We start from the raw sequence: 12871 nt of genomic DNA, 5'->3' as shown, positions 1-12871 counted from the left end.
TCGGGTTCATCAGCTCAGAAGCACAGCGACCAGGGCGATGATTACGGGCGAGCTGATCGTGCTCAGCAGGATGCCGTCCCTGGCGAAGGTGGTTCCCACCTCGTACCGGGCCGCATAGTTGTAGACGTTCTGGCCGGTGGGCAGGGCCGCCAGAACCACGCACCCGTACAGTTCCGCACCGCTGAAACCCATCATGAACCGGGCCAGCAGGTAGGCGATGATGGGCATGACCAGATTCTTCAGGATGACCGCACACAGGGTGGCGCGACGGTCGGTGCCCCGGCCCATGGGCCGCGAACCCCGCAGGGACATGCCAAAGGCCATGAGGATCATGGGCACGGCAGATTGCCCGATCATGTCGATGGGCTTGTAGACAAAGTCGGGGATGACGAAATGACCGGCCTGGGCGCTGATGGCCGAAATCACTATGCCGCCTATGGAGCCGATGAGGATGGGCTGCTTCAGGGGCTGTTTGAGGATGGTCTTGATCGAGAGCTTGCCGGAGGTGGTCGCATCCAGGACGGTCAGCCCGATGGGGGTGAACAGGGCCTGTTGCATGACCAGGATGGGCGCCACCAGTGTGGGATTGCCCAGAATATAGGTGGCCACAGGCAGCCCGATGTTGTTTGAGTTCAAATACAGGGAGTCCAGAGCGCCGATGGTGGCTTCGGCGGCCGGCAGGTGGAAGCTGGCTGCGTTCAGGACCACGAAGAGCAGGCCCACAGCCGCCGCCGACAGGAAGGCCACGATGATGCTGGGGTGGAAGATGACCGACAGCTTCTGCTTGGAGAGGATGGCGAACATCAGGCAGGGCGTTGACACAAAGAAGGAGTACTTGTTCAGTACCAGCTGGGCCGTGGGACCACCGACATGGAAGCGGGCGGCCACATAGCCCACGGCGATGACCACGCCGATGATGAAGAATCCTTCCATGGCACTGAGCAGTCCAGGCACTCCGGCATCCTCCTCGTCTCGCATGGTGGACGGCGGTCTCCCAGGCGGAGTGCCACCGCTTCTGTCGTCCCCATTGTGCCACCCGGGCTTCATGCTTGCGGCTGCGAGTCCACCTGCGATTCCCGGCCCGCTAGCATGGCATTATGGCCAAGAACACACAGACCGATATTGATCTTCTCGCCGGCGTGCAGGAGGCTGAACCTGCACAGGCCCTGGCAAGGATACTGGAGTCCATGACCGCCCTGAACTCGGTCAGCGACCAGGAGAGCGCCCTGGCTGATGCCGTCCAGAGGGCCCTGTCGTCAAGGGCTGACCTCTTGGTCAGACGGTTGGGCGACACGGTCGTGGCCTCAACCCAGCTGGGCCGCCCCCACCGCATCGTCCTTGCCGGTCATCTGGACACCGTCCCCGTGGATGGGAACCTGCCCCCGCGCTGGCTGGAGCCGGGCGACCCGGACATCCGCGCCGACCTGGCTGCCGCCCACCCAGGATCCAGGGTGCTCTATGGCCGGGGCACCGCCGACATGAAGGCCTCGGATGCCGTCTTCCTCCACCTGGCGCTCACCCTGCAGAAGCCGGTCTATGACCTGACCTTCATCTTCTACGACCATGAGGAGGTCCGGGCCGATCTGAACGGGCTGGGCCGTGTGGTGGCCGCCCACCCCGACTGGGTACAGGGGGATTTCGCCATCATCGGCGAACCCACCGACTGCACCATCGAGGCCGGCTGCAACGGAACCATGCGCTTCGACCTGATTACCCACGGCACCGCGGCACACTCCGCCCGGGCCTGGATGGGCAGCAACGCCATCCACGCTGCAGCGCCCATTCTGGACCGGCTGGAGCAGTACCATCCGGCCACGGTGAAGGTGGATGGTCTGGACTATCGGGAGGGGCTTAACGCCACCATGATCGAGGGCGGCCTGGGCACCAACGTCATCCCCGACCGCTGTCGGGTGCATGTCAATTACCGGTTCGCCCCCGACAAGAGCCTGGCCCAGGCCAAGGAGCTGATGATGGGTCAGGGGACGGGCGCTGAGCTGGGCAATGGTGAACACATGGCCCTGGGCGGAGTCTTCCAGGGATTTTCGGTGCGCATGTGCGACGAATCGCCTGCGGCCCGTCCTGGTCTGGACTCGCCTTGGGCGCGTTCGCTGGCGGACCTGGTCGCCCGAACCACGGGTCAGCAGCCTCGCGCCAAGCTGGGATGGACCGATGTGGCGCGGTTTTCAGCCCTTGGCCTACCAGCCGTCAATTTGGGGGCGGGGGATCCCCTACTAGCCCACAAGGCCGACGAACAGGTGCCCCTGGATGACCTGGTTCGGCTGGAAGCCATACTGGTCGAATGGCTCAATGGACCTGATAGCCGCTGATCTGTGACATACTAGAGGACGGTGGTTCTGCCTGACCACTTGCAGCGTAGGCGTTGATCCCCCCGGACGGAGACCCAGTGATCCGTGCGGGCGTCGGTGTCCGCCTGCGTCAGGAAGACTTTTTGCCAAGGCGTTTCGATCGGGCGTACGCAGGTGCGCGGCTGCAGTGAGAGTGCAGCGTGAGGACGGATCGGAACCGTGAGAGCGGTGCGAGGCGGCGTGCCGCAAGGAGCATTGTGCCCGAAAAAACGAATACTGAGGATACCCAGGATAATAGGTCCACTATCAGGGATGGACAGGAACGGCAGGTCGACCAGACCGCTGGTTCCGGCACCCGTCGCCGCGCTGGACGGCGCGTGGTCAGAGTGGCCGGTGCTGCTGGTGCCGACGTGCCTGTGAAGGTCGAGGCCGAGAAGCGCAAGGCCTCCCGCAAGGCCAAGGAGGAAGACGACGAGTCCAAGCCCTCCGCCACCCGTCGCCGTCGCGCCCGCAAGCCCAAGGAGGATCAGGCGGCCGATCAGGACATCCAGGTGGATGAGAGTGAGACCAAGCCGACCAGGACGACCACTCGTCGTCGCACCCGAACTGCTGCCCGCCGACGCACCGAGGAGCATACCCAGGAGGGTGAGGCTGATCAGGAGCGTCAGGAGCGTGCCATTGAGGCTGTGGAGGCACTGACCTCGGGCCGCAGCCAGAGGGCAGGTCGGATGGCTGAAGAGCAGGATGAACGTCCGCGCGCCTCCCGCCCCCGTCCTATGACATCCCTGCTCTTCCAGGAGCCCGTCATACCCGCCACCCGGCCTGAGCACGATGAGCGCGACGAGCGGGATGATGAGGACGAGGATGCCGAACAATCGCCCAAGGTCTCTCGCCGGAGCAGGTCCAGGAACACTTCTGAGGGCGGTTCGCGCCGTTCCCGCAGGCTCAACGCTGAGGAGCGTAGGGCCGCCGACGAGGTGGAGCGCATCGAGGAGGATCTGGACCACGAGGGCATCACCTTCGTGAACGACGAGGACCAGGAGCAGGACGAGGATCAGCAGGAGTCCGGCACCCGCACCCGTCGTCGCCGCCGTGCCAAGAGCGATGAGGAGGACTCCGAGAAATCCGTTTCCACCCGTCGTCGCCGTCGTGGGCACGAGCAGGACAAGGACAAGGATGATGAGGATGAGGCCCCGCTGACCCGTCGTCGCCGCCGTCGCAGGGGTTCCAAGTCCGCAGAGGGCGAGTCGGAGGTGTCCGGCACTCGCCGTTCCCGCAAGCAGCAATACATTGACGAGATCACTGACGTGGAGGGCTCCACCCGTCTGGAGGCCAAGAAGCAGCGTCGGCGGGACAACCGCCGCGAGCGTTCGCGTCAGTCCCAGCTGGTCGAGCAGGACTTCCTGGCCCGCCGTGAGAACGTCAACCGTCTGATGGTGGTGCGTGAGAAGGAGCACCACACCCAGATATCGGTCATTGAGGACGACATCCTGGTGGAGCACTATGTCTCCGACATTCAGGAGGTCTCCACTGTCGGCAATATCTACCTGGGCCGGGTCCAGAACGTCCTGCCCAGCATGGAGGCTGCCTTCGTGGACATCGGCCAGGCCCGCAACGGTGTGCTCTACGCTGGCGAGGTCAACTGGGATTCCACCCGTCTGGAGGGCCAGCCCCGCCGGATTGAGCTGGCCTTCAAGTCCGGCGACCCCGTGCTGGTTCAGGTCACCAAGGATCCCATCGGCCATAAGGGCGCCCGGCTGACCTCGCAGGTCACGCTGGCCGGCCGTTTCCTGGTTCTGGTGCCCTCGGGCGGCATGACCGGCGTCAGCCGCAAGCTGCCCGACCGCGAGCGTTCCCGCCTTAAGAGCATCGTCTCCAGGGTGGCTCCCAAGGACATGGGGGTCATCATCCGCACGGCGGCCGAGGGGGCCAGCGAGGAGGCCCTGACCAAGGACCTGGAGAACCTGCAGCGTCAGTGGAGCAAGATCGAGGACAAGCGCAAGGAGTTCCTGCACGGTAAGCGCCCCAAGCTCCTGCAGGGCGAGCCGGACGTGGCCATCCGCGTGGTCCGTGACATCTTCAACGACGACTTCGCCAAGCTGGTGGTCCAGGGCGAGGGGGTCTATGAGCGGGTCCGTAACTACCTGGAGACCATGGCCCCCGACCTGGAGGAGAAGCTTGAGCACTGGGACCCGGCCGAGCACCAGGGCAAGGATGTCTTCGACCGCTGGAGCATCGACAGCCAGCTGCGCAAGGGCATGGAGCGTCAGGTCTACCTGCCCTCCGGCGGCTCCCTGGTCATCGACCGTACCGAGGCCATGACCACCATCGATGTGAACACGGGCCGCTTCATCGGCAAGGGCAAGTCCCTGGAGGAGACGGTGACCCGCTGCAACCTGGAGGCTTCCGAGGAGATCGCCCGGCAGCTGCGCCTGCGCGACATCGGCGGCATGATCATGATCGACTATGTGGATATGGTCATGCCGGCCAACCGTGACCTGGTCTTGCGCCGCCTGGTGGAGTGCCTGGCCCGGGATCGCACCAAGCATCAGGTGGCGGAGGTCACCTCCCTGGGTCTGGTGCAGATGACCCGCAAGCGGGTGGGCCAGGGGCTGGTCGAGGCCTTCTCCGAGGAGTGCCCCACCTGCCACGGCCGAGGCTTCATCCTCCATGACAAGCCGACCATCTCCGCCTCCTATGCCGACCCCTATGCGGTCAAGGGCGGCGACCCCTTCGTCAAGACCAACAAGCATGGACATGGCTCCTCTGCCAAGGAGACCCTGTCCACCGGCTCGACGCCTGCGGTCAAGGCCAAGCTGGCCAGGATCGCTGCGGCGGCCCAGGCGGCATCGGACGAGGACGAGGCCCAGGCTGAGTCGGCGGATGTCGTCAAGGAGTCATAGACTAATTTCGTTTTGTCGGCGGGGCAGGCACATTTGACGACGCGGTGTGTTTGCTTCTATACTGGTTAGCTGGTGTCTGGACGGGTCCGTCAATTGCAAGGCGGGACTCGGATACCGGGCGCATACAGCTTTGGACAACAGGCAAGGTAGGGCTATGTACGCGATTGTGAAGGCCGGAGGCCATCAGGAGAAGGTCGAGGTCGGTGACCAGATCACGGTCAACCGTCTGGCTGCCAGGAAGGGCGAGTCGGTCGAGTTTCCGGTCGCGCTGGTTGTCGATGGATCCAAGGTGACCATGGCCGCCAAGGATCTGGCCAAGATCTCCGTCAAGGGCGAGGTCGTGGACGACGAGGCCAAGGGCCCCAAGATCAACATCCAGAAGTTCAAGAACAAGACCGGCGTGGCGCGCCGCAAGGGTCACCGCCAGAAGCAGACCGTGGTCAAGATCACGGCCATCGCCTGAGGGCCTAGGTCGAGGCAGGAAAGGAACCAGACATGGCACATAAGAAGGGCGCGTCCAGCTCACGCAACGGGCGCGATTCGAATGCACAGTACCTGGGCGTCAAGAAGTTCGGCGGCGAGGCCGTAGTGGCCGGCAACATCATCGTTCGCCAGCGTGGCACCAAGTTCCATCCCGGCCAGAACGTCGGCCTGGGCAAGGACCACACCCTCTTCGCCCTGACGGACGGAACGGTTCGGTTCGCCAACCGGCGTGACCGCAAGGTCGTTGACGTGCTTACCGCCTGATTGCCTTTATAGGCATCAGCCAAAGGCCATCCCTGTCATGGGGTGGCCTTTTTGCATATGTATGAAGATGCCGGGCATTCAGCTCTCAGGGGCCGCATGTCAGGCCGGATTGAGTACCATGGGCCCCTATGAGCGCATTTGTGGATCAGGTCACCGTCCATGTCAAGGGTGGCGATGGCGGCAATGGGGCTTCCTCCATCCGCCGCGAGAAATACAAGCCCCTGGCCGGGCCCGATGGGGGCGACGGCGGCCAGGGCGGTTCGGTCATTCTTCAGGCCGATGCCAACGCCACTAGTCTGCTTGACTACCGCTTCCTGCCGCACCGCCAGGCCGAATCGGGCACCATGGGTCTGGGCGGCGACAAGGACGGTAGCCGCGGCCAGGATCTGATTCTGCCAGTGCCGGTGGGCACTGTGGTCTTCACCGCCAAGGGAGGCCAGGGCGAGCGCAAGCAACCTGGTGAGCGCCTGGCTGACCTGGCTCATGCAGGCGACCGGTTCGTGGCGGCCCAGGGCGGCGTGGGAGGCCTGGGCAACCGTTCCCTGGCCACCAAGGCCAGGCGGGCTCCCGGCTTCGCCCTGCTGGGGGACCCCGGGCAGGAGCGCGACCTGGTGCTGGAGCTCAAATCCATCGCCGACGTGGCTCTGGTGGGTTTCCCCAGCGCAGGCAAGTCCAGCCTGGTGGCGGCCATGAGCGCGGCCAGGCCCAAGATCGCCGACTATCCATTTACGACCCTGGTGCCCAACCTGGGCGTGGTCCAGGCAGGGGAGAGCCGCTTTACCATGGCCGACGTGCCAGGGCTGATCCCGGGGGCCTCCCAAGGCAAGGGCCTCGGGCTGGAGTTTTTGCGGCATATCGAGCGCACTGAGATCATCGCCCACGTCATCGATTGCGCCACCCTGGAGCCCGAACGGGACCCTATGAGCGACTACCGAGCCCTGGAGGAGGAGCTTTCCCGCTATGCCGACCGCCTGGAGCTTCCGTTGGGGGTCATCCCCATGGCCGAGCGGCCCAGGGTGATCATCCTCAACAAGGCTGATCTGCCGGAGGCCCGTGAACTGGCCGAATTTGTCCGCCCCGACTTCGAAGCCCTGGGCCTCAAGGTCTTCGTGGTCTCAACAGCCTCGCATCAGGGGCTCAAGGAACTGGGCTACTACCTGGCCGGTCTGGTGGACCGCTTGCGCAGGCAGCTGCGGGAGCAGCAGGAGGCCAGGCAGGAGGAACGCGTGGTCATCCGTCCCTTGGAACGTCGGCGCAGGAATGCCGACCAGTCCGGGGACTTCACCCTTGAGCGACACCAGACCAGGTCCGGACAGACCTGGTTCAGGGTCTGCGGCGCCAAGCCCGAGCGCTGGGTTCGCCAGACGAACTTCGACAACGAGGAGGCCGTGGGATACCTGGCCGACTGCCTGGCCCGGATGGGTGTGGAGGATGCCCTACGCAAGGCTGGAGCCAGACCTGGGGACGAGGTCCGCATCGGTCCTGGCGATGATGCGGTGGCCTTCGACTGGGATCCGAGCGTGGCGGCCGGCGCCGAAATGCTGGACGGCACTCCCCAGGTGGCCCGGGGCCGTGACCTGCGTCTGGAGGAGAGCCAGGGGCTCAACCGCCGCCGCACCAACAGCGAACGCCGCCGCCAGTACCACCAGATGATGGATGCCCGGCAGGCGGTGCGTCAGGTCATGGAGCAGGAGCGGCGCCAGGGACACTGGGCCGATCCTTCCGTGGACGATGATCCCCACGACAGGCAGGGTCTGCTGGGGCGCTCGGAGGAGGCTGGGCAATGACCGGCGGGGAGGAATCCGACGAGGCCGCGGTCCGCTCCCGGGTGGCCCAGGCCCGCACCATGGTGGTCAAGGTAGGATCCAGCTCCCTGACCGATCCTCACGGGCACTTGGACCTTGACCGCCTGCGTTCGTTAGTGGGTGCCCTGGCCTCTGCGGCCGTCAATGGTGCTCGCCTGGTCCTGGTCACCTCCGGGGCCATCGCAGCCGGCTTCGGCACCCTGGGGTTTGACCAACGCCCTGATGACGTGGCCACCCAGCAGGCTACGGCCTCGGTGGGCCAGGGTCTGCTCATGGCCCAGTACGAGACTGCCTTCGCCCGTTATGGCCTGCGGGTTGGCCAGATCCTGATCACCGCCCGTGACACCACCCATGCCGTTCAGTACCGCAACGCCCGGCGCACCCTCTGCCGTCTGCTGGATCTGGGGGTCATCCCCATCGTCAATGAGAACGATGCCCTGGCCAGCAACGAGATACGCTTCGGCGACAACGACCATCTTTCGGCCCTGATCGCCAACATCGTCAGCGCCGACGCTCTGGTCCTGCTGACTGATGTGGATGCCCTCTACACCGAGCCTCCATCACGGCCGAGTGCCCGCAGAATCAGCTTCGTGCCCGATGTGGCAGCCATCATGGATCAGGTAGATGCCCAGGGGTCCGTCTCCGGGCTGGGGACCGGGGGCATGTCCACCAAGTTGGAGGCGGCACGAATTGCTGCGGCCTCCGGCATGCCCGTGGTCCTGACCCGCGCCGACCTTGCAGGTCCTGCCTTGGCCGGTGACAGTGTAGGCACCCTCTTCGCCCCCATCCGTCCGCGGGGCTCCTCGCACCGGCTCTGGATCAAATTCGCCTCCCGTCCCCGGGGTGGCTATCTGGTGGATCAGGGGGCTGTCGAAGCCCTGCGTGGCGGTCGGGCCAGTCTGCTGGCGGCTGGTGCCAGATCGGTCCAGGGTGAGTTCTCGGCCGGGGATCCGGTCTGGATCCACGATGAGTCTGGTCGCCAGGTGGCCAAGGGCCTGTCCGGCTACGACTCCGAGGAGGCTCAGGACATGCTGGGTCTCAATACCAAGGAGCTCCGCCGCCGACTGGGTGCCCACTATGCCCACCCGCTGGTGCATCGGGACTCTCTGGTTCTGGTCTGAGCACAGCCCTGGGGGTGCTGGGCGGTACCATGGCAACATGACTATGGCGCAATGGCAGACCCTGAGCAGACGCATAGATGCGGTGGCCCCCAGTGCCACCCTGGCCGTGGATTCAAAGGCCAAGGCCATGAAGGCCCAGGGTATGAATGTGATCAGCTTCGGCGCCGGCGAGCCCAACTTTCCCACGCCTGACCACATCGTGCAGGCGGCGGCCCGCGCCTGTCTGGATCCGCGCAACCACCGCTATACGCCCACGGCGGGTCTGCCCCAACTCAAGCAGGCCATTGCCGACAAGACCCTGCGCGATTCGGGCTACCAGATCGACCCGGATCAGGTGGTGGTCACCAACGGCGGCAAGCAGGCCGTCTACGAGACCTTCCAGATCCTGTTGAACCCCGGCGATGAGGTTATTATTCCTGCGCCCTACTGGACCAGCTATCCCCAGATGGTTCTGCTGGCTGGCGGTCGGCCGGTCCCGGTGTTGAGCGGAGCCGACCAAGGCTATATCCCCAGCCTGGAGCAGTTGGAGGCAGCCCGAACCGAGCGCACCCGTGCCATCATTCTCAACCTGCCTGCCAACCCCACCGGGGCTGTCTGGCCCGCTGACCTGGTGGCTGCCGTGGACCGCTGGGCCATGGAGCACCAGATCTGGGTGATCAGTGACGAAATCTATGAGCATCTGACCTACCAGGGGGCACACACCCCCTATCCGGGCGCTCTGGTGCCGCAGGTACGCGATCAACTGATCGTGGTCAACGGTGTGGCCAAGACCTATGCCATGACCGGCTGGCGGGTGGGCTGGCTGGTTGCCCCACTGCCGGTGGCACAGGCGGCCGCCAAGCTTCAGGGGCATATGACCTCCAACGTGGCCAACGTCTCCCAGCAGGCGGCTCTGGCTGCCCTGACCGGCGGCCTGAAGGACGTGGAAGCCATGCGGTCGGCCTTCGCCCTGCGTCGGCGGGCCATCGTGGATGCTTTGAATGCCATGGAGGGGGTTACCTGCCCTGAACCCCTGGGCGCCTTCTATGCTTTCGCCGACGTGACCGGTCTGCTGAATCGGCCAGTGGGCCCGCAAGGCACGGCCTGTGCTACCTCGGGTGAGCTGGCCGAGGTCATCCTGGAGCAGATCCAGGTGGCTGCCGTGCCCGGTGAGGCCTTTGGCGCGCCCGGCTGTCTGCGCTTCTCCTACGCGTTGGCAGACGACGACCTGGCTGAGGGTATGCGGCGCCTCGCGGACTGGGTCAGCGCCTGATCCGGCTCATCCGACTCTTGGACGAAATGCTGTCGGGGCAACACGGTTGGACGCAATCCGCCCTTTAGGCTAAACTTGCGATTTGGCGGTTTTTCCTCCCTGCCGAGTAAGCTGGTGGGAAGTTCCGATAGGGAAGTGGCGCAATTGGTAGCGCAACGGTCTCCAAAACCGTAGGTTGTGGGTTCGAGTCCCGCCTTCCCTGCCAAGGCTTGCAGCAGATGATGCAGAACAAACGAAGGACGGATGACCATGGCACAGAAGGATGGGGCTGAGGAAGCCAGGCCGAACTTCTTCATGCGTATCGGGCTCTTCATCAAGCAGGTCATCGATGAGATCCGCAAGGTGGTGACTCCCACAGGCAAGGAGCTGGTGGGCTGGTCCGTGGCCGTTTTCATCTTTGTGCTGCTGCTGATGATCTTCGTGACCGTGATGGACTTCGGGCTGGGTAAACTGGCTTTCCTGATATTTGGCTGAGCCGTGACAAGGTAGAAGGTGGAGTGATCCATGAGTGATGATCTGACCAGAGAGGGATTGGACCCCGATCAGGCCGCTGAGTCGGCCCCGTCGGCATCCAATGATGCCCCCACGCAGGAGGATACCCAGGTTCAGGATCAGCAGCTCGGAACCTCTTCGGAGCAGGCCGAGCAGGACAGCACCCCTGCCGAATCCGCCCAGGCCAAGGACACTCAGGACGATTCTTCCGATTCCGACGATCAGGCCGACCAGGAGGATCCCGGTCAGCGTGCCGTGGACGAGTTCTCCAAGAAGCTGCGCACTCTTGAGGGCAAGTGGTACGTTCTGCACACCTACTCAGGCTATGAGAAGCGCGTCAAGGCCAACGTGGAGTCCCGTGTGGCCTCCTTCGGCTTGGAGGACAAGGTCTTCCAGGTGGAGATCCCCATGGAGGAGGTCGAGAAGCACACCGACAAGGGCAAGAAGGTCGTCACCCGTGTGCGTGTGCCCGGCTACGTGCTGATTCGCATGTGGCCCGACGAGAACGCCCGCCGCATCATCCGCGACACCGAAGGCGTCACCGGGTTCGTCGGCCCCAGTAAGGAACCGGCTCCGCTGACCCGCAAGGAGGTCGTCCAGATGATGGCCCCCATGATTGCCTCCGAGGCGCTGAAGGCCGCTGGGGACAAGCCTGAGGCCGCCAAGAAGCGCACGGTGGAGGTCTCCTACGCCGTCGGCGATCAGGTCACCGTCACCGAAGGGCCCTTTGCCACTATGGCTGCCGTGGTCTCCGATGTGGAGCCCACCACCCAGAAGCTGACTGTACTGGTCTCCATCTTCGGCAGGGACACTCCTGTGGAGCTGGGCTTCGACCAGGTCGAAAAGATCGTCTGAAAGCTTTCGGCCGGTCCTCGGTCGATGCGATAATCGTCAAGCTTGTGCCCCCTTGTGGAGCGCATTTGGAAAGAACAGGTTGCGGGAGGGGACTTACGGTCTCCGACATCACCGCTTCGTAGAAAGAAGAACCAGCATATGGCTGCAAAGAAGAAAGTCACCGCGCTGATCAAAGTGCAGATTGAGGCCGGCAAGGCCAACCCTGCACCCCCGCTGGGTCCTGCACTGGGCTCCCACGGCGTGAACATCATGGACTTCTGCAAGCAGTACAACGATGCCACCAAGGACAAGATGGGCCAGGTCATCCCCTGCATCATCACCGTCTACGAGGATCGTTCCTTCACCTTCATCACCAAGACTCCGCCGGCAGCTGACCTGCTGCGCAAGGCCGCCGGTGTCTCCAAGGGTGCAGGCAACCCGCTGACCACCAAGGTGGGTTCCGTCACCAAGGCCCAGGTTCGTGAGATCGCCCAGACCAAGATGGAGGATCTGTCGGCCCGTGACGTCGAGGCCGGTATGAAGATCATCGAAGGCACTGCCCGTTCCATGGGCATCACCGTCACCGACTGAAATTTCCGTTGTGAGCGGTAGGGCATACGCTTGCCCGCACCGCGACTGCTGATAGGAGAAGCAGATGACCAAGCGTTCCAAGAAGTACCGCGAGGCGGCCGAGAAGGTCGATCGCACCAACCTGTACACCCCCGAAGAGGGTATCGCTCTACTCAAGAGCATGCCCAAGCGCGGGTTTGACGAGACCGTAGAGGCCGTCTACCGCATGAACGTGGATCCCCGTAAGGCCGACCAGCTGGTCCGTGGCACCGTCAGCCTGCCCAACGGCACCGGCAAGACCGTGCGCGTCCTGGTCTTCGCCCGTGGTCCCCAGGCGACCGCAGCCGCCGAGGCCGGAGCTGACGAGGTGGGCGACGACGAGCTGGTGACCAGGGTCGCCGGCGGCTACCTGGACTTCGATGCCGTGGTGGCTACCCCCGACATGATGGGTAAGGTCGGCCGTCTGGGCCGTGTCCTGGGTCCCCGTGGCCTCATGCCCAACCCCAAGACCGGCACCGTGACCATGGATGTGGCCAAGGCGGTCACCGAGATCAAGGCCGGACGTATCGAGTTCCGTGTGGACAAGAACGGCAACCTGAGCTTCCCCGTGGGCAAGGTCTCCTTCGAGCAGCAGGCTCTGGAGGAGAACTTCCACGCGGTCGACGAGGAGATCAAGCGTCTGAAGCCGGCCACGGTCAAGGGCCGTTACATCACCAAGGCCACCGTCACCACCACCATGGGCCCGGGTGTTCCCCTGGACATCGCGGTGCTCTGAGTCGGTTCGGCTGTATATTTCTGGGCGGGAGACCTTCGGGTCCCCGCTCTTTTTATATCCTGGTTC

At 64.3% G+C, this 12871-nt stretch carries 12 protein-coding genes and 1 tRNA gene; 12 read left to right on the top strand and 1 reads right to left on the bottom strand.

Annotated features, from left to right (window positions below; genetic code table 11):
* Positions 1-9: 9 nt before the first annotated feature.
* Entirely contained in the window at positions 10-954 is a 945-nt protein-coding gene (locus P273_RS0102200; protein ID WP_024626858.1) for an AEC family transporter, read from the bottom strand.
* A gap of 143 nt (positions 955-1097) precedes the next feature.
* Here P273_RS0102200 and dapE point away from each other — a divergent pair, with 143 nt between their 5' ends.
* From dapE to rplA, 12 genes are all read left to right on the top strand, one after another.
* A complete protein-coding gene (gene dapE / locus P273_RS0102195; RefSeq protein WP_024626857.1) occupies positions 1098-2327 on the top strand; it encodes a succinyl-diaminopimelate desuccinylase in 1230 nt (409 codons plus the stop codon).
* A gap of 284 nt (positions 2328-2611) precedes the next feature.
* Positions 2612-5209, top strand: a complete 2598-nt coding sequence (locus P273_RS0102190) for an Rne/Rng family ribonuclease (protein ID WP_253269554.1) — start codon at positions 2612-2614, stop codon at positions 5207-5209.
* Positions 5210-5363: 154 nt separating this feature from the next.
* The gene (rplU, locus tag P273_RS0102185) at positions 5364-5672 is read left to right on the top strand and encodes a 50S ribosomal protein L21 (protein ID WP_024626855.1); all 309 of its coding nucleotides are present in this window, start codon (positions 5364-5366) and stop codon (positions 5670-5672) included.
* Between the two features lie 32 nt (positions 5673-5704).
* A complete protein-coding gene (gene rpmA, locus P273_RS0102180; protein ID WP_015022457.1) occupies positions 5705-5956 on the top strand; it encodes a 50S ribosomal protein L27 in 252 nt (83 codons plus the stop codon).
* 128 nt (positions 5957-6084) lie between these two features.
* Positions 6085-7743 carry a GTPase ObgE gene (gene obgE / locus P273_RS0102175; protein ID WP_024626854.1) on the top strand — a complete coding sequence of 553 codons (1659 nt, stop codon included), beginning with the start codon at positions 6085-6087 and terminating at the stop codon, positions 7741-7743.
* The gene (proB, locus tag P273_RS0102170) at positions 7740-8882 is read left to right on the top strand and encodes a glutamate 5-kinase (protein WP_024626853.1); all 1143 of its coding nucleotides are present in this window, start codon (positions 7740-7742) and stop codon (positions 8880-8882) included. The genes obgE and proB overlap by 4 nt, the downstream gene beginning before the upstream one ends.
* 43 nt (positions 8883-8925) lie before the next feature.
* Entirely contained in the window at positions 8926-10134 is a 1209-nt protein-coding gene (locus tag P273_RS0102165; protein ID WP_024626852.1) for a pyridoxal phosphate-dependent aminotransferase, read from the top strand.
* Between the two features lie 129 nt (positions 10135-10263).
* Positions 10264-10339: transfer RNA gene (locus tag P273_RS0102160), tRNA-Trp, on the top strand.
* Between the two features lie 44 nt (positions 10340-10383).
* Positions 10384-10608 (top strand): preprotein translocase subunit SecE, encoded by a 225-nt coding sequence (gene secE, locus P273_RS0102155; protein ID WP_024626851.1) that lies wholly within the window; start codon positions 10384-10386, stop codon positions 10606-10608.
* A 30-nt stretch (positions 10609-10638) separates the two neighbouring features.
* Positions 10639-11481, top strand: a complete 843-nt coding sequence (nusG, locus tag P273_RS0102150) for a transcription termination/antitermination protein NusG (protein WP_024626850.1) — start codon at positions 10639-10641, stop codon at positions 11479-11481.
* 138 nt (positions 11482-11619) lie between these two features.
* Positions 11620-12051, top strand: coding sequence for a 50S ribosomal protein L11 (rplK, locus tag P273_RS0102145; protein WP_015022451.1), 432 nt, complete (start codon positions 11620-11622; stop codon positions 12049-12051).
* A 64-nt stretch (positions 12052-12115) separates the two neighbouring features.
* Positions 12116-12805, top strand: a complete 690-nt coding sequence (gene rplA / locus P273_RS0102140; protein WP_024626849.1) for a 50S ribosomal protein L1 — start codon at positions 12116-12118, stop codon at positions 12803-12805.
* The last annotated feature ends 66 nt before the right edge of the window (positions 12806-12871 follow it).

It is taken from the genome of Bifidobacterium sp. A11, assembly GCF_000499185.1.
In the GTDB taxonomy this organism is placed as follows: Bacteria; Actinomycetota; Actinomycetes; order Actinomycetales; family Bifidobacteriaceae; genus Bombiscardovia; species Bombiscardovia mizhiensis.
Note: the sequence above shows the minus strand (reverse complement) of the source record. Positions and strands in the feature narration are given on the sequence as shown.